Source organism: Salmonella sp. SAL04213 (genome assembly GCF_046550535.1).
Lineage (GTDB): Bacteria > Pseudomonadota > Gammaproteobacteria > Enterobacterales > Enterobacteriaceae > Salmonella > Salmonella enterica.
In genome coordinates this window covers 51,934-69,144 of sequence record NZ_JBGDXS010000014.1, presented here as the reverse complement: position 1 = coordinate 69,144, position 17,211 = coordinate 51,934, and the positions used below count along the sequence as shown (strand labels likewise).

Here is a 17,211-nt window from a genome sequence, read left to right as displayed (position 1 = left end):
TTTTCGGCGGCAACTCAACCCATTTCACCCGCGGCGCATAAATGTCAACGCCTTCACTGACCCGCAGATTATGGCTGGCCTTCGCCCTGATGGCGGCACTCACCCTGCTCAGCACCGTGATCGGCTGGATAAGCCTGCGCGTCATTAGTCAGGTGGAGCAAACCAATACGCAAGCGCTGCTCCCCACGATGAATATGGCCAGGCAGTTAAGCGAAGCCAGCGCTTACGAGCTCTTTTCCGCGCAAAATCTGACCAATGCCGACAGTGAGGGCGTTTGGCTGGCGCAGGGGAAGATGCTGAAAGCGCAAAGCCTTAAAATTAACCATCTTTTGCAGGCATTAAGCGAGCAGGGATTTAATACCTCGGCCATCGCCCGGCAAGAAAAAGAGATTGCGCAAACGCTTGGGCAACAGGGAACGCTGGTCGGTGAAATTCTCACGCTGCGCGCACAGCAACAGCAGTTAAGCCACCAGATTGCGGAGGCGGCGGAAAGCATTGCCGCCCAGGCTCACGGCCAGGCCAATAATGCCGCAACATCTGCGGGCGCCACCCAGGCCGGTATTTACGATCTTATCGAAAGCGGTAAAGGGGATCAGGCTGAACGCGCGCTTGACCGGCTGATTGATATCGACCTTGAGTATGTGAATCAGATGAATGAGTTGCGGGTCAATGCCCTGCGGTTTAAGCAACTCATTGTGACCTTAAAAGACGCGCAAGGGCTGAGCGATGCCGAGGACACCGATGAAAAACTTAATCAGTTGGTTAAAATTTTATCCCGCCGCCAGCAGCGTATAGAAGATCCTACCGTTCGCGCCCAAATCGCCGACGCGCTGGAGAAAATAAACCAGTACACCACACTGGTTACCCTGTTTCGTAAGGAAAACGCCATCCGCGACCAGCTTCAAACGCTTATGGCCAATAACCTCTTTCAGTTTACCCGCTTCAGTACGGAAGTGTCGCAGTTGGTGAACGCCATCGAAAAACGAAACGAGGCTGGGTTAGCGCGTCTTACACACGCCAGTCAGCGTGGGCAAATAGGGTTAGTGATCTTAGGCATTCTGGCGCTGTGCTCATTAAGTTTTATTCTTTGGCGAGTGGTTTACCGTTCTGTATCCCGCCCGCTGGCGCAACAAACGCAGGCCTTACAGCGGCTACTGGAGGGCGATATTGACTCACCGTTTCCGGAGGCGGCTGGCGTCAGCGAACTGGATACCATCAGCCGTCTGATGGAAGCGTTTCGCGCCAACGTGCGCAAATTAAACCGCCATCGTGAGGATTTGGCGGAACAGGTGCAATCGCAAACGGCGGAGCTTCATGCGCTGGTGCTGGAACACCGGCAGGCGCGCGCCGAAGCGGAAAAGGCCAACGAGGCGAAATCGACGTTCCTTGCCGCCATGAGCCATGAAATTCGCACGCCGCTTTACGGCATTCTCGGTACGGTACAATTGCTGGCCGATAAACCGCTCATGGCAAACTACCGCGACGACTTACAGGCCATTAATGATTCAGGCGAATCGCTACTGGCGATTCTTAACGATATTCTTGATTACTCGGCGATTGAAGTAGGCGGTACCAACGTTTCTATTAGCGAGGAACCGTTTGAACCGCGACAATTGTTGAATAGCGCGCTGCATTTAATGCACAGCCGCGTGCAGGTGGCGCTCATCGCCGACTTTAGCGAGCAACTCCCCTCCACGCTACAAGGCGATCCGCGCCGGATACGTCAAATTGTGATTAATCTTTTAAGTAATGCGGCGAAATTTACCGATCGCGGCAGCATAGTGCTACGCACGTTTTGCGACGATCAGAGCTGGTTTATTGAGGTTGAAGATACCGGGTGCGGTATCCCTGAAGCGAAGCTGACGGCTATTTTCAAACCGTTTGTGCAGGCGACAGGACGCCGGGGCGGGACGGGCCTGGGGCTGGCTATCAGCGCCAGCCTGGCAGAAGCGATGGGCGGGACGCTAACCGTCACCAGTACGCTTCATGTTGGCAGTTGTTTTCGTTTACAACTGCCGGTTCGCCACCCCAAACCCGCAAGCAAAAATGCGTTCAGAGAACCGATAAATCTTAACGGACTACGCCTGTTGCTGATTGAAGATAATATGCTGACGCAGCGTATTACCGCTGAAATGCTCACGGGTAAAGGGGTGAAGGTCTCAGTAGCTGAAAGCGCGAATGACGCGCTACGCTGTTTAGCCGAAGGCGAGTCCTTTGATGTGGCGCTGGTGGATTTTGATTTACCGGATTATGACGGCTTAACCCTGGCGCAGCAGTTGATGAGTCAGTATCCCGCCATGAAACGCATTGGTTTTAGCGCGCATGTGATAGACGATAATCTTCGTCAGCGTACCGCCGGTCTTTTCTGCGGGATTATTCAAAAGCCCGTTCCCCGCGAGGAGCTTTACCGCATGATAGCGCACTATTTACAGGGCAAATCTCACAACGCGCGGGCGATGCTGAATGAACATCAGCTTGCCGGCGATATGGCGTCTGTCGGCCCGGAAAAACTCCGGCAATGGGTCGCGTTATTCAAAGACAGCGCGCTGCCTTTAGTCGAGGAGATCGAGGCGGCGCGCGCCATGAATGACGACGTTAACATTAAGCGGCTGGCGCATAAATTAAAAAGCGGCTGCGCCAGCCTGGGGATGACGCAGGCAACCGAAGCCTGTCGGGAGCTGGAATTGCAACCGCTTAGCGATATAGATATTAAAACTATCGTGACGCAGGGAGTGACGGCGCTCGACGCATGGATAGCCGGTCATCCTTCGCCATAATAGCCTCCGGCTCGCCACGGCCAACTTATCCGACGCGTTTCACATCGCCCACTAACAGGATGTAAGACAGCGCACCCAGCAGGGCCACAACGGAGATATAGACCAGCGCCGGAGCAAAACCGTAGCTTTGCGCCAGATAACCAATCACTAACGGTACGCTAATCCCGCCCAACCCACCGATAAAGTTAAACATACCGCCGGTAAGGCCAATCAACCGCATCGGCGCAAGGGAAGAGATTAACGACCAGGTAATGGACGCAAATCCATTGCCGAAGAAAGCTATCGCCATCAATGCCATAATCCACAACGGATCGTTAGTGTAGTTAGCGCCCATAATGCACGTGGAGATGAGCAAACCGCAAATAATCGGCGTTTTGCGCGCCACGCCCAGCGAGAAGCCTTTTTTCACCAGTTTATCCGCCAGCCAGCCGGAGAGCAGTACGCCAAAAAAGGCAGCCAGGAACGGTACGGTCGTCATAAAGCCCGCTTTTAGCGCGGTAATGCCTTTTTCCTGGGTCAGATAATTAGGGAACCAGGTCAGAAAGAACCATAGCGTAGAGTTTACGGCGAACTGACCGAGGTAGACGCCCACCAGCTTACGATGGAACACCAGTTTCCAGTCGGCTTTCGTCAACGGCTGGCGGGCCTCTTTTTTCGCTGGCGCATCGCCATCCACCAGACCGCCGCCATCGCGAATATACTCCAGCTCCGCCTGGCTAAGGCTTTTCGTCAAACGCGGCGGTTGATAAACCTTAAACCAGACCAATGACCAGATAATCCCGATACCGCCGGTGACGATAAAGACCCAGTGCCAGCTCAGCATTTCCTGAATCCAGATCAGCAGCGGCGTAAGGAATGCCAGTCCGACGAACTGTCCGGAGGTGTAGAACCCGACTGCGGATGCGCGCTCATGCTCCGGAAACCAGCTAGTGACCATCCGGTTATTTGCCGGAAAGGCTGGTGCCTCGAAAATCCCGGTAATAGCGCGCAGGCCAATAAGCGACAATAGTCCCGTCGCAAACCCCTGCAATAGCGTCGCGACTGACCAGCCGAAGATGGCGATAAAATAGGTCAGCCGGGACCCAATACGGTCGAGAAACCAGCCGCCAGGGATCTGGCATAACGTATAGAGCCAGGCAAAAGCGGAGAAGACATAGCCCATTTCCGCTTTGGTAATGCCGAATTCTTTTTGAATATGCATGGAAGCCACGGCAAGGTTGGCGCGATCGACGTAGCAAATCACCACGGTAATAAAGATCATCACCAGCGTCAGATAGCGACGACGCCCCGGCTGTGCTGCTGTAACTGAAATATCCATCGTCATCTGTCTCCAGATTCTGGGCATAGCGAGGCCGCTCACCATGCCCTGTAAATTACAGAGGGTGTGTTTTTATATTTAAATTGGGTTGCCCGGAGGGCGACGTTTGTTGAGCCTACAGCGTGGCGATCACCACTCGGCTACCGATCCGTCAGCGTGCCGCCACAACGGATTACGCCAGTCCGGCGCGCTTTTGCTAAGTTCAATCACCCTGGCCTCGTCAATGTCTACGCCAAGACCCGGTTTGGTTAAGGGTTTAAAGAAGCCGCCGTCCATGCTGAAGTCTTCTTTGTTTTTCACAAAGTCGAGCAGCTCCGCGCCCTTGTTATAGTGAATGCCCATGCTCTGCTCCTGGAATACCGCGTTGCGCGAAACAAAATCGATATGCAGGCAGGCAGCCAGGGCGATTGGACCCAGCGGGCAATGCGGCGCCAGCGCCACATCATATGCTTCCGCCATTCCGGCGATTTTATAGCATTCGGTAATGCCGCCCGAGTGGGATAAATCCGGCTGTAGAATCGCCAACCCGCCCGCGTCCAGCACGCGTTTAAATTCAAAACGCGAGAACATACGTTCGCCTGCGGCAATCGGAATATGCGTTTGCGCTGCCAGGCGCGGATAATATTCCGCCTGTTCCGCCAGCACCGGCTCTTCAATAAACAGCGGACGATAGGGTTCCAGTTCTTTAATCAGCACCTTCGCCATCGGCGCGCTAACGCGACCGTGGAAATCGAGCCCAAACTCAATTTCACTGCCGAAAGCTTCGCGGATTTGCGCCACGGTATTGACCGCCGCATCCACCGCACGGGAGTTATCAATCACGCCCATCTCTTCACAGCCGTTCAGCTTGAAGGTGTCAAAACCAATACCGCGCAATTTTTCAATACCGTCAATGACGTCTGCCGGACGATCGCCGCCCACCCAGCTATAGGCCTTGATTTTGTCGCGCACCAGGCCGCCCATGAGCTGCCAGACCGGCGCATTCAACACCTTGCCTTTGATATCCCACAATGCCTGGTCAATACCGGCGATGGCGCTCATCATAATCGGGCCGCCGCGATAAAAACCGGCCCGGTACATTACCTGCCACAGGTCGTTGATACGCGCCGGATCTTTCCCTATCAGGTAGTCGGCAAACTCATGTACTGCCGCCTCAACAGTACGTGCCCGACCTTCAATGACCGGCTCTCCCCAGCCAACCACGCCTTCATCCGTTTCGATTTTCAGGAACATCCAACGTGGAGGTAAACGGTACGTGGTGATGTGAGTTATTTTCATTTCACTGCCTCTCGATACGCATTAACAAATGCCGCAGCCTGCTGCGCGGTGCGTTCAACGGATTGCCCGGCGCGATAGAGATCGCTACCCAGTCCCGCGCCCACACAGCCGGCTTTAATCCATTGCGCCAGGTTTTCCGGCGTCACGCCGCCGACGGCAAATAGCGGAACATCCGGCGGAAGTACCGCTTTCAGCGCGCTGATGTAGCCCGGACCAAACGCCGATGATGGGAAAATTTTTAACGCCTGTGCGCCTGCATCCAGCGCAGCAAAGGCTTCTGTTGCCGTGGCGCAGCCCGGACACACGGTCATGCCATAGCTCACTGCCCGGCGGATCACCTCCGGTTGGATATTTGGCGTGACGACCAGCTTGCAGCCCATCCCGGCAAGCTGGTCTACCTGTTCCGGTTTCAGTACGGTACCAGCGCCAATAAGCGCCCTGCCGCCATACGCCTTCACCACGGAAGAAATGCTTTTTTCCCACTGTGGGGAGTTAAGCGGAATTTCTATAGCGTCAAATCCCGCATCCACCACCGCGCCAACGTGCGCCAGGGCATCATCGGGCGTAATACCGCGTAAGATAGCGATGAGAGGGAGATTAGTTTGCCACTGCATGAGCGATGCTCCTTATTCCAGCCTGAAATGCCATATCGCCATCCACGGTTGAAACATCACGCCCAATAGCACGAAACGCCTGTTGGTAACGTAAGATCAGCGCGGGTCCAGCGACGAGAGTGATAGCCTGTTGCGCCGCGAAGGATTCGCTCATGCTGGCGACTTCCGCGCCAATCAACAGGCCGGAGAGGAAGTCGCTGACCTGCTCACGCGCAAGATGCCCCAACACGTGTGAGGCGCGAACCTCAAAAAGAGAAGGCAGGACGGCAGGAGAATTAAGACCGCGCTCCAGCCCCGCGGCATAGGCGTCGCCAGAAGCTTCCTGTTCCGGCAAACCAGCCCCGACCAGCGAGTGACGCAGCAACAAGTGATGGAGTTCGCCTGTCATCACAGTACGAAAATCATGAATTTGTTTCGTATCAGTCTGTACCCATTTGCAATGCGTGCCGGGCATGACATAGACAGAAGAAGGAGAAAGTTCGCGGGCGCCAAGCAGTTGCGTCTCTTCGCCGCGCATCACGTTGTGGTTATCCTCGCGTGAGACACACAATCCGGGGATGATCCAGATGTTGTCGCCAACGGCGGTTAACTGTTCGCCAATAGCGGAGAACAGGGCGGGAACCGGCAGATAAGGCGCATTTTGCCAGCCTACGTTACTGCCGATCATGCCCGCCATTACCACGGGGGTGGCGCTGTCGCGCCAGTGTGTTGTGACTTCTGCTAACACCGCGTCAGGAGATTTACCGTTCAGGCGTGTAATGCCTGCTTCTGATTGCCTGCTCTCCAGGCATTTGTCGCCCTGGTAAAGCCAGGCGCGCAGATTGGTCGATCCCCAGTCAATTGCGATGTAGCGAGCTGTCATGTGATTTCCTTTAACCTTCGTGTCGAGCTGGCGATCATGGTTAATGCCGCCTGCTCTGCCGCATCGCCATCCTGATGCCGTATCGCATCGAATAGCGCCTTATGTTCCTGGAGCGTTTTCGGCATGTTGGCCGCATCGCCCATCCAGGTCCGTTCAAATACCGCTCGCTGTAGCGAGCTGATCGCTACATTTAACTGTTGCAGCACCGGGTTATGCACCGACTGCAACACTGCTTCGTGATAGCGAATATCCGCCTCGTTAAACGCTTCCCGGTCCTGGTTGTTGGCAATCATGTCGTTTAGCGCCGACTCAATTTCAGCCAGATCGCTTGATGTTGCCCGTTCCGCCGCCCAGCGTGCTATTGCTGGCTCCACCAGGTTTCGTATTTCGCTCATCGCGCTGATAAGCCTCGGGTCGTAGTCGTTTTCCAGCACCCATTGCAGCACGTCGGTATCGAGATAATTCCACTGGTTACGCGGTGCGATAAACGCGCCGCGATAGCGCTTCATTTCAATTAGCCGCTTCGCCATAAGCGAACGAAACACTTCGCGAATGATGTTGCGAGACGTTTCAAACTCCTCGCACAGATCCGCTTCCGCTGGCAGCGCCGAACCGGGTACGTATTTACCGCTGACAATCTGTTTGCCCAGCGTGATAACGATGCGATCGGTTTTATTGAGAGTCATAGAGAGTCCTTGTGCTCGATGTGAACTCTCTTACTTTACCGCGATAGCTGAATTACGCCGCAATTTTGTAGTACTAGCGTGATATCAACCGTCGTTACCATGCCATCAATGTAGTACAACACAACTATGTTGTACTACAATTTAGATCACAAAAACGACAATTGGTTATGGGGACGTTATAAGACGTAAACGAAAAGATATAAAAAAACCCGCAGCAAGTGCGGGTCGTTAAGCGCGTATTTGCCCGATGGCGACTATGCCTTATCGGGCGGGAAAATGGCCGGATGAGTGATCGGGGTTCAGCACAAATTTTTCAATCGCCCAGGCAACACCATCTTCAAGGTTCGATTTAGTCACAAAGTTAGCCACCTCTTTGACCGACGGAATGGCGTTGTCCATTGCCACGCCCATACCGGCGTATTCGATCATCGCAATGTCGTTTTCCTGATCGCCAATCGCCATCACCTCCTCTGACTTAATACCCAGCGCCTCGGCCAGTGATTTTACGCCAGTGCCTTTATTAACCCGTTTATCGAGGATTTCAAGGAAGTACGGCGCACTTTTCAGCACGGTGTACTTTTCCTTCACCTCTGCCGGTATACGCGCAATCGCCCGGTCGAGAACGGCAGGCTCATCGATCATCATAACTTTCAGGAACTGGGTGTTCGGATCCATCTTCTCCGCTTCACAAAATACCAACGGAATGGTCGCCACATACGACTCATGCACCGTGTAGTAGCTGATATTGCGGTTAGCGGTATAAAGCGTATTTCGGTCTAATGCGTGGAAGTGAGAACCCACCTCACGGGACAGTTTTTCCAGGTAACGGTAGTCATCATAGCTGAGCGCCGTTTGCGCAACCGTACTGCCGTCCCCTGCTTTCTGCACCAGCGCCCCGTTATAGGTGATGCAATAATCGCCGGGCTGTTCCATGTGAAGTTCTTTCAGGTAACTGTGCACACCCGCATACGGACGGCCTGTGGTCAGCACCACATTTACCCCTTTTTCACGCGCAGTGGCAATCGCGTTTTTAACCGCCGGAGAAATGGTGTGATCGGGCAGCAGAAGGGTGCCATCCATGTCGATAGCAATAAGTTTGATAGCCATGAAATCCCCGCATTAAATGAGTCCTGACTCATGCTAACGCGATTCCGCTCAAAAAACAGTAAAGAATCCGAGAGAAAGGGGGATAAGATTCACAAACGGGATTCCCCTTTTCAGGCCGTATTCTCCCTCCTGATGTATTAGATAACCTCATTAATCAAACAGAAAATACCGTTTTTCTAAAAGAATGTGTATTGCTACTTTGGACATCATCACTTAGAGCCTAATGGGATTGGTTCTTAATCAGTAAAAATCAACAAAAACTTATATTTTAAAATAACCTTATCCGATGAGAAGGAGATCGCTAATGTCGATGGCCCTTACCGCCCCCCCAACCAGGAAAAGATTTTTAATCGTTGCCTGTCTGTTTATTGGAATATTTATTGCTTATCTCGATCGCGTTAATGTTTCGGTATTAGCCGCGAATGAACCCTTCTTAGCCTATATGGGTATTGAAGGTATGCCATTGCAAATCGGCATGATGATGACCGTCTTTCTGGCCGCTTATGGTATCGCTAACGTTGTATTATCACCGCTTGGTGATTATCTCGGCCCCAGAAAAGCGATGATGCTTTGTATCCTAATCTGGACCATCGCCTTAATTATTGGCGGAGTTGCGACATCGTTTGCATTAATTATTATTTGCCGCATATTACTGGGTATCGGAGAGGGTTTTTATTATCCGCTGCAAAGCGTATTTATTAAAAACTGGTTTCCGAAGCAGGAGCGTGGCCGGGCAAACGCAGCGTGGATCGTCGGCCAGTCGGTCGCGCCCGCCATTGCGATGCCTTTTTTCACCTGGTGGATAGGCACCCACGGCTGGCGTTCCAACTTTTTCTTATGCGCCGCTCTCGGGTTAATCCCACTCTGGCTACTTTGGCGATATGTTGCTGATAAACCAGAACAACATAAAAGTATCAGCGAGCAGGAACTGGCTTATATCAAAGCCGGGCAGGAAACGGAAAGCGCAAGCAGCAGCGAAAGTTTTATGTTGCGGGTAAAACCGGTGATTACCAACTATTGCTACTGGTTGCTGGTGCTGTGGTACCTGTGTCTGCAATGCCTGTACTGGGGGATGATTACCTGGCTACCAACCTATCTTAAATCAGCCAGAGGATTTAGCTGGGCGGAAATGGGCTGGCTGGCGTCGCTGCCGTTTGTCTTGTCGATATTTTCCAAAGCCGCCGCGGGCGTCTTCGTCGATAAAATAGGACGCAGCGCCCCCATATTAATGGTGTTAATGTTTTTCGCCGGTATCAGTATCTATTTCGGCACCATAACCGAACACAAATATATGTCAGCGGTACTACTCTCCTTCGCCGTCGCTTTTTGCTCGATGGGTACGCCTGTTGCGTGGACATTATTACAAGGGATGGTGTCCGGAAAATCTATTTCCGCCGCCAGCGGCGTAATGAACGGCGTCGCCAACGGACTCTCTTCATTATCACCAGTATTTATCGGTTTATTTATCTCTATTACAGGAACCTATACCGGCGGCTTATTATGTCTGGTTTTCATCAGCGCTATCGCCGTGGTATCTGCATTCGTTTTAACGATTAAAAAATATTAATCACAAGGAGTAAATGATGAAAATTACCAGCATTGATATTATTGATGTTGCTAATGATTTTGCGTCCGCCACCAGCAAATGGCGTCCGGTGGTGGTAAAAATTAATACCGACGAGGGCATTTCCGGTTTTGGCGAAGTGGGGCTGGCTTACGGCGTCGGCGCCTCTGCGGGCATCGGCATGGCAAAAGATTTAGCCGCCATTATCATCGGCATGGACCCGATGAATAACGAAGCTATCTGGGAAAAAATGCTCAAAAAAACCTTCTGGGGGCAGGGCGGCGGCGGCATTTTTTCCGCGGCGATGAGCGGCATCGATATCGCGCTGTGGGATATCAAAGGCAAAGCGTGGGGCGTGCCGCTGTATAAAATGCTTGGCGGCAAAAGTCGCGAGAAAATAAGAACCTACGCCAGTCAGCTACAGTTTGGTTGGGGGGACGGCAGCGATAAAGATATGCTGACCGAGCCGGAGCAGTATGCACAGGCGGCGCTGACCGCCGTCAGCGAAGGCTATGACGCGATAAAAGTGGATACCGTCGCAATGGATCGCCACGGCAACTGGAACCAGCAAAACCTCAACGGGCCGCTCACCGATAAAATCCTGCGTCTGGGCTACGACCGTATGGCCGCCATTCGCGATGCAGTTGGCCCGGACGTGGATATCATCGCCGAAATGCATGCCTTTACCGACACCACCTCGGCGATTCAGTTTGGCCGCATGATCGAAGAACTGGGCATCTTCTACTACGAAGAGCCGGTCATGCCGTTAAATCCCGCACAGATGAAGCAGGTTGCCGATAAGGTCAATATTCCACTGGCGGCTGGCGAACGCATTTACTGGCGCTGGGGATACCGTCCTTTCCTGGAAAACGGCAGCCTGAGCGTGATCCAGCCCGATATTTGTACCTGCGGCGGCATCACCGAAGTGAAGAAAATCTGCGATATGGCGCATGTTTATGACAAAACGGTGCAAATCCACGTTTGCGGCGGGCCGATTTCCACAGCAGTGGCGCTGCATATGGAAACCGCAATCCCTAACTTCGTCATCCACGAACTGCACCGGTATGCGCTGCTGGAGCCGAATACACAGACCTGTAAATACAACTACCTGCCGAAGAACGGCATGTACGAAGTCCCGGAGCTTCCCGGCATCGGCCAGGAACTGACCGAAGAAACCATGAAAAAATCACCAACCATCACCGTAAAATAAGCCAACTGTCTGCCTGCGCCGCAGGCAGACACCCTGTATTTGCGAGTCGTATCAACGCGACCTTATCCAGCCTGAGATAAAATCCTCTCAGTAAAGGGGTAACACAGGTGGCAAATGAATTTAACTATCCGGCAATTTCGCGCGTTTCTGGCCGTCGCGGATTTGCGTAGTTTTACCGCCGCCAGCAAATATCTGTGCATCACGCAGGGAGCTGTTAGCGGTTTAATCAACGAAATGGAAAGCCAGATGGAGGTTTCCCTTTTCGACCGCACTTCGCGCGTGGTGAAGCTATCGCCCGACGGCGAAAAGTTTTTACCCGCCGCCATGCGGGTTGTTGAAGAGTTTCAACGGGCCGAAAATTATGCCCGCGACCTGAAAGAGATCAAAAAATCCCTGGTGCGGGTTGTTGGCGCGCCGCTGATCGCCTGTGCTTTTCTGCCGCAAATCATCCATGCCTTTAAGCGGCAGCATCCGCATACCCACGTACAGCTTATTGATAAGCCCATGTCGCAATTACAAAAAAGCATTATGTTGGGAGAAGCCGATTTTGGTATCGGCCCGGAGCGGCCGCTGGAACCGGAAATCGACAAACAAACGCTGTTCACAACGGAAATCGCCCTGTACTGCCATCCGGACTATCGGCTGCATAAAAAAACGGTTCGCTGGGAAGAGATTCAAAGCGAAGAGCTGATCGCCGTTGGCAACGAATCCATTCCGATGATCTCCGCAACCGCTGGCGTGCGCATTAAGCCCAAAATGACGGTGGAACATATGGCGACCGCCATGTCGCTGGCGGCGCAGTGTGAAGGCGTGGTGATCGCCGGAACCTTTTCCCGCCATTACGCCAAAAGCTACCAATTAGCGACCTGTTCGCTCACGCCTCCGCTGCGGCGCAATATGAACCTTTATTTCCATGCGTGGCGCGCACAAACGCCCGCCACTCAGCGCTTTAGAGATTTTTTATTCAGCTATGTCGATGAACATCATGATGCCCCGGCCAACCAGCGGTAGGCCGGGGATTAAGGCAGGTTAAATATCGATATTCGCTGCTTTCAGGGCGTTCTCTTCGATAAAGGCACGACGCGGCTCAACGGCATCACCCATCAGCGTAGTGAACAGCTGGTCGGCAGCAATCGCATCTTTGACGGTCACACGCAGCATACGGCGGCTTTCCGGGTCCATGGTGGTTTCCCACAGCTGATCCGGGTTCATTTCACCCAGACCTTTATAACGCTGGATAGCCAGACCGCGACGTGATTCTTTCACCAGCCACTCCAGCGCCTGCTCGAAGCTGGTTACCGGCTGGCGACGCTCGCCGCGTTCGATAAACGCGTCCTCTTCAATCAGACCGCGCAGCTTCTCGCCCAGCGTGCAGATACGACGATATTCCGCGCCGGTCACAAACTCGTGATCCAACGGATAATCGGTATCCACACCATGCGTACGCACGCGAACGATAGGCTCGAACAGATTCTGTTCCGTATTAGTATGAACATCGAACTTCCACTGGCTGCCGTGCTGCTCTTTCTCGTTCAACTCGGTAATCAGCGCATTCACCCAGCGCGTTACAGTCTGCTCATCAGAAAGATCGGCTTCGGTCAGAGTTGGCTGATACACCAGCTCTTTGAGCAGCGCTTTCGGGAAGCGACGCTCCATACGACCAATCATTTTCTGCGTGGCGTTATATTCAGAGACCAGTTTTTCTAACGCTTCGCCGGATAGCGCCGGCGCATGAGCGTTCGCGTGCAGAGTCGCACCGTCAAGCGCGATGGAAATCTGGTACTGATCCATCGCTTCGTCGTCTTTAATGTACTGTTCCTGCTTGCCTTTCTTGACTTTGTACAGCGGCGGCTGGGCAATGTAGACGTGGCCGCGTTCAACGATTTCCGGCATCTGACGATAGAAGAAGGTCAACAGCAGCGTACGGATGTGCGAGCCGTCGACGTCCGCATCGGTCATGATGATGATGCTGTGATAACGCAGCTTGTCCGGGTTGTACTCGTCGCGACCGATACCGCAGCCCAGCGCGGTAATCAGCGTCGCCACTTCCTGAGAGGAGAGCATCTTGTCGAAGCGCGCTTTCTCGACGTTGAGGATTTTACCTTTCAGCGGCAGAATCGCCTGGTTTTTACGGTTACGCCCCTGCTTCGCAGAGCCGCCCGCGGAGTCCCCTTCCACCAGGTACAGTTCGGACAGCGCCGGGTCGCGTTCCTGGCAGTCCGCCAGTTTGCCCGGCAGACCGGCTAAATCCAGCGCGCCTTTACGACGGGTCATTTCACGGGCGCGACGCGCCGCTTCACGCGCACGCGCGGCGTCGATAATTTTGCCGACGACGATTTTCGCGTCAGATGGGTTTTCCAGCAGGTATTCGCTCAGCAGTTCGTTCATCTGCTGTTCTACCGCCGATTTCACCTCGGAAGAGACCAGCTTATCTTTGGTCTGTGAGGAGAATTTCGGGTCCGGTACTTTTACGGAAACCACCGCAATCAGACCTTCACGGGCATCATCGCCGGTGGCGCTGACTTTAGCTTTTTTGCTGTAACCTTCTTTGTCCATATAGGCGTTCAGCGTACGGGTCATCGCCGCACGGAAGCCTGCCAGGTGGGTACCGCCGTCGCGCTGCGGAATGTTGTTGGTAAAGCAGTAGATGTTTTCCTGGAAACCATCGTTCCACTGCAGCGCTACTTCCACACCGATACCGTCTTTTTCGGTGGAGAAATAGAAGATATTCGGGTGGATCGGCGTTTTATTCTTGTTGAGATATTCAACAAACGCCTTGATGCCGCCTTCGTAGTGGAAATGATCTTCTTTGCCATCGCGCTTGTCGCGCAGGCGGATGGAGACGCCTGAGTTCAGGAATGACAGTTCACGCAGGCGTTTCGCCAGGATCTCATATTCAAATTCAGTGACGTTGGTGAAGGTTTCGTGGCTCGGCCAGAAACGTACCATCGTGCCGGTTTTATCGGTATCGCCAGTGACGGCCAGGGGTGCCTGCGGCACGCCGTGCTCGTAGATCTGACGGTGAATTTTGCCATCTCGCTGGATAACCAGTTCCAGTTTTTGCGACAGAGCGTTGACTACCGAGACGCCCACTCCGTGCAGACCGCCGGAGACTTTATAGGAGTTATCGTCAAATTTACCGCCCGCGTGCAGAACGGTCATGATCACTTCCGCCGCCGAGACGCCTTCTTCCGGGTGAATACCGGTCGGAATGCCACGGCCATCATCCGTTACGGACACGGAGTTATCGGCGTGAATAGTCACGACGATATCTTTACAGTGACCCGCGAGCGCTTCGTCGATAGCGTTATCTACCACCTCGAATACCATGTGGTGCAGACCGGTGCCGTCATCCGTGTCGCCGATATACATACCCGGGCGCTTACGCACCGCATCCAGCCCTTTCAGGACTTTGATACTGGAGGAGTCATAAGAATTCGACATCAACGTTTCTCGCTCATTTAATCTTGGGTTAATCCGTTATTTTACCCTTTTCCACGGTAAACATCTTCGAATTTTCATCCGACATGTCTATAACGTGTTCAGCGCTAATTGCGCTGACAAAGACCTGCGATTGCGTGGCTTTTAAGCGGCTGGCCAGCAGTCCGCGACGCGCATCGTCAAGTTCAGAGGCAAAATCATCTATCAGGTACAGGCAGCGCCGCCCGCTTTCGCGGGTGAGGAACTCGCCCTGCGCCAGACGTAAGGCGCACATCAATAACTTTAGCTGCCCGCGCGACAGGGTATCTTCCACCGGCGCGCCGTCGGCGCGAATGCGAAAGTCCGCTTTATGCGGCCCGTGCGCGGTGTAGGTCAACATACGGTCACGCTCAAAGCTTCGCTCCAGCACGTCCGCATAGTCTGTCTCTTTCTCCCAGCCGCGCTGGAAAGAGAACGTCAGGGAAAATTCAGGTAAAAACTGCTGACAGGTATCCGCCATGTCCTGTGCGATAGCGCTACTGTACTCCGCCCGCCAGGTACTAATTTGTTCCGCCAGCGGAATCAGCTCTTTATCCCACGGGCGCAATTGCTCATAACGACTCACCTGGCGCAGCGCGGCATTACGCTGTTTCAGCAATCGTTTCAGGTTGCTCCAGGCGGTGAAGAATCCGGCTTCGTTGTGAAAGCATCCCCAGTCAAGGAACGCTCTTCTGTATTTGGGGCCGCCGTTGAGTAAAGTAAACCCCTCCGGCGTAATCAACTGCATCGGCATTAAATGCGCCAGCTCCGCGATCTTGTGACCGTCGGTACCGTCGATACGGACCTTGCTGTCGCCCTGCTTATCTTTGGTTAAGCCAATCGACGTCTCACGCTCTTCGCCCTGTAATCGCCCGTGAAGAACAAACGCTTCCTGCTCATGACGAATCACGCGGCCAGGCTGCAAACTGCGAAACGCCCGACCATGGCCAAGCGTATAGATAGCTTCCAGCACGCTGGTTTTGCCGCTGCCGTTGGCGCCAACCAGGAAGTTAAAGCCGGGGGATAAAGCGAGATCCGCATTTTCTATGTTGCGGAAGTCTTTGATTAAAAGGCGCGTCAGTGACATATATTAGTACATTCGTCCAGGGGCGTGTGTGTCGCAGCCAGTTCGTCTACCGCCAGCGCGCAGAAAGCGGAGCGTACACGAAGTACGTGAGCATTTCGAGCACTGCCGGGAGGCGAAATGGCAAGTAAACCAGCCCCTTTTCAGATTCTACAGCCTCATTGGCATAACAACGTAGGCAGCACTCTGTGACGCCGCATCCTCAATCTGTACGCTGGATACGGAATCCGTCAGCATAATGCGCACGGTTTCGCACTTCAGCGCATTGAGCACGTCCAGCACATAGCTAACGTTAAAGCCGATTTCCATCTCCGTCCCGCCGTAGCTCACGTCCAGAATCTCTTCCGCTTCTTCCTGCTCCGGGTTATTGGCGGTGATTTTGAGCTGATTCTCACTGACGTACAGACGCACGCCGCGGAATTTCTCATTCGAGAGGATTGCCGCGCGGGCAAACGCCTGCTTGAGGATATCGCAGCCCGCTTCCAGATGCTTATCCGGATTCTTCGGCAGAACGCGACGGTAATCCGGGAAGCGACCATCCACCAGCTTCGAGGTAAAGATAAAGTCGCCGACGTGCGCGCGGATATTATTACTGCCAATCTGCACGCGCAGCGGGTTTTCGCCGCCGTCGAGCATACGCATCAGTTCAATCACGCCTTTACGCGGCACAATCACCGAGTGGCTGGGTAAAGACGCTTCCAGCGGCATTGAGCACACCGCCAGGCGGTGGCCGTCGGTCGCGACAGTGCGCAGTTCGCTACCTTCCGTTTCAAACAGCATACCGTTTAAGTAGTAGCGCACATCCTGATGAGCCATCGAAAACTGGGTCGCTTCAATCAGGCGCTTCATCGTGGCCTGCGGCAGCGTAAATTCAACTTCGCTTTGCCAGTCGTCAAGATTCGGGAAATCGGCGGCAGGCAGCGTAGACAGCGAGAAGCGGCTACGGCCAGAACGCACCAGCATCCGATCGCCTTCCAACTGAACGGCAATCTCCGCGCCCTCCGGCAGGCCGCGGCAGATATCAAAGAATTTCCGCGCCGGCACGGTAGTGGCGCCTGGCTCATGCGGCTGAGAAAGCGTAACGCGCGCGACCATCTCCATTTCAAGATCGGTGCCGGTCAGAGAAAGCGTACCGTCCGCTACCTGGAGAAGCAGGTTACCGAGAATCGGCAGCGTAGGACGACCGCCCAGCGGGCCGCTGACCTGCTGAAGCGGTTTTAATAAATGTTCACGTTCAACGGTAAATTTCATA

At 53.7% G+C, this 17,211-nt stretch carries 13 protein-coding genes; 4 read left to right on the top strand and 9 right to left on the bottom strand.

The window, feature by feature from the left end; translation table 11 throughout:
- The first annotated feature begins 41 nt into the window (after positions 1-41).
- Entirely contained in the window at positions 42-2,777 is a 2,736-nt protein-coding gene (torS, locus tag ACLJPQ_RS21360) for a TMAO reductase system sensor histidine kinase/response regulator TorS (protein ID WP_080184673.1), read from the top strand.
- Between the two features lie 25 nt (positions 2,778-2,802).
- Here the strand turns inward: torS and ACLJPQ_RS21355 are convergent, their stop codons facing one another.
- The 6 genes from ACLJPQ_RS21355 to yidA all read right to left on the bottom strand — a co-directional run bounded on the left by ACLJPQ_RS21355 (position 2,803) and on the right by yidA (position 8,642).
- Entirely contained in the window at positions 2,803-4,140 is a 1,338-nt protein-coding gene (locus tag ACLJPQ_RS21355) for an MFS transporter (protein ID WP_000253524.1), read from the bottom strand.
- Between the two features lie 84 nt (positions 4,141-4,224).
- Entirely contained in the window at positions 4,225-5,373 is a 1,149-nt protein-coding gene (gene dgoD / locus ACLJPQ_RS21350; RefSeq protein WP_080184674.1) for a galactonate dehydratase, read from the bottom strand.
- Complete coding sequence (locus ACLJPQ_RS21345) at positions 5,370-5,987, bottom strand: 2-dehydro-3-deoxy-6-phosphogalactonate aldolase (protein WP_001198744.1); 618 nt, start codon at positions 5,985-5,987, stop codon at positions 5,370-5,372. Before ACLJPQ_RS21345 ends, dgoD begins: the two co-directional genes overlap by 4 nt.
- The gene (locus ACLJPQ_RS21340; RefSeq protein WP_080184675.1) at positions 5,971-6,849 is read right to left on the bottom strand and encodes a 2-dehydro-3-deoxygalactonokinase; all 879 of its coding nucleotides are present in this window, start codon (positions 6,847-6,849) and stop codon (positions 5,971-5,973) included. Before ACLJPQ_RS21340 ends, ACLJPQ_RS21345 begins: the two co-directional genes overlap by 17 nt.
- Entirely contained in the window at positions 6,846-7,535 is a 690-nt protein-coding gene (gene dgoR / locus ACLJPQ_RS21335; RefSeq protein ID WP_000174317.1) for a D-galactonate utilization transcriptional regulator DgoR, read from the bottom strand. Before dgoR ends, ACLJPQ_RS21340 begins: the two co-directional genes overlap by 4 nt.
- Before the next feature lie 261 nt (positions 7,536-7,796).
- On the bottom strand, positions 7,797-8,642 hold the full coding sequence (gene yidA / locus ACLJPQ_RS21330; RefSeq protein ID WP_080184676.1) for a sugar-phosphatase: 846 nt from the start codon (positions 8,640-8,642) through the stop codon (positions 7,797-7,799).
- 304 nt (positions 8,643-8,946) lie between these two features.
- Between yidA and ACLJPQ_RS21325 the strand changes: the two genes are divergently transcribed.
- From ACLJPQ_RS21325 to ACLJPQ_RS21315, 3 genes are all read left to right on the top strand, one after another.
- A complete protein-coding gene (locus tag ACLJPQ_RS21325) occupies positions 8,947-10,209 on the top strand; it encodes an MFS transporter (protein WP_000061249.1) in 1,263 nt (420 codons plus the stop codon).
- Positions 10,210-10,222: 13 nt separating this feature from the next.
- On the top strand, positions 10,223-11,416 hold the full coding sequence (locus tag ACLJPQ_RS21320; RefSeq protein ID WP_000975829.1) for a mandelate racemase/muconate lactonizing enzyme family protein: 1,194 nt from the start codon (positions 10,223-10,225) through the stop codon (positions 11,414-11,416).
- A gap of 114 nt (positions 11,417-11,530) precedes the next feature.
- Positions 11,531-12,427 (top strand): LysR family transcriptional regulator, encoded by an 897-nt coding sequence (locus ACLJPQ_RS21315; RefSeq protein ID WP_001054589.1) that lies wholly within the window; start codon positions 11,531-11,533, stop codon positions 12,425-12,427.
- Between the two features lie 18 nt (positions 12,428-12,445).
- On the opposite strand, the gene gyrB is transcribed toward ACLJPQ_RS21315, so the two are convergent.
- The 3 genes from gyrB to dnaN form a co-directional block, all read right to left on the bottom strand.
- Positions 12,446-14,860 (bottom strand): DNA topoisomerase (ATP-hydrolyzing) subunit B, encoded by a 2,415-nt coding sequence (gyrB, locus tag ACLJPQ_RS21310; RefSeq protein ID WP_000072047.1) that lies wholly within the window; start codon positions 14,858-14,860, stop codon positions 12,446-12,448.
- Between the two features lie 28 nt (positions 14,861-14,888).
- Positions 14,889-15,962: a DNA replication/repair protein RecF gene (recF, locus tag ACLJPQ_RS21305; RefSeq protein ID WP_000060081.1), complete on the bottom strand. Its 1,074-nt coding sequence runs from the start codon at positions 15,960-15,962 to the stop codon at positions 14,889-14,891.
- A gap of 147 nt (positions 15,963-16,109) precedes the next feature.
- Positions 16,110-17,210 carry a DNA polymerase III subunit beta gene (gene dnaN, locus ACLJPQ_RS21300; protein WP_000673474.1) on the bottom strand — a complete coding sequence of 367 codons (1,101 nt, stop codon included), beginning with the start codon at positions 17,208-17,210 and terminating at the stop codon, positions 16,110-16,112.
- Between the last annotated feature and the right edge of the window lies 1 nt (position 17,211).

Bases quoted from the DNA above. Each gene is read 5' to 3' on its own strand.
- torS (WP_080184673.1), top strand. From the start codon at position 42: ATGTCAACGCCTTCACTGACCCGCAGATTATGGCTGGCCTTCGCCCTG.
- ACLJPQ_RS21355 (WP_000253524.1), bottom strand. From the start codon at position 4,140: ATGGTGAGCGGCCTCGCTATGCCCAGAATCTGGAGACAGATGACGATG.
- dgoD (WP_080184674.1), bottom strand. From the start codon at position 5,373: ATGAAAATAACTCACATCACCACGTACCGTTTACCTCCACGTTGGATG.
- ACLJPQ_RS21345 (WP_001198744.1), bottom strand. From the start codon at position 5,987: ATGCAGTGGCAAACTAATCTCCCTCTCATCGCTATCTTACGCGGTATT.
- ACLJPQ_RS21340 (WP_080184675.1), bottom strand. From the start codon at position 6,849: ATGACAGCTCGCTACATCGCAATTGACTGGGGATCGACCAATCTGCGC.
- dgoR (WP_000174317.1), bottom strand. From the start codon at position 7,535: ATGACTCTCAATAAAACCGATCGCATCGTTATCACGCTGGGCAAACAG.
- yidA (WP_080184676.1), bottom strand. From the start codon at position 8,642: ATGGCTATCAAACTTATTGCTATCGACATGGATGGCACCCTTCTGCTG.
- ACLJPQ_RS21325 (WP_000061249.1), top strand. From the start codon at position 8,947: ATGTCGATGGCCCTTACCGCCCCCCCAACCAGGAAAAGATTTTTAATC.
- ACLJPQ_RS21320 (WP_000975829.1), top strand. From the start codon at position 10,223: ATGATGAAAATTACCAGCATTGATATTATTGATGTTGCTAATGATTTT.
- ACLJPQ_RS21315 (WP_001054589.1), top strand. From the start codon at position 11,531: ATGAATTTAACTATCCGGCAATTTCGCGCGTTTCTGGCCGTCGCGGAT.
- gyrB (WP_000072047.1), bottom strand. From the start codon at position 14,860: ATGTCGAATTCTTATGACTCCTCCAGTATCAAAGTCCTGAAAGGGCTG.
- recF (WP_000060081.1), bottom strand. From the start codon at position 15,962: ATGTCACTGACGCGCCTTTTAATCAAAGACTTCCGCAACATAGAAAAT.
- dnaN (WP_000673474.1), bottom strand. From the start codon at position 17,210: ATGAAATTTACCGTTGAACGTGAACATTTATTAAAACCGCTTCAGCAG.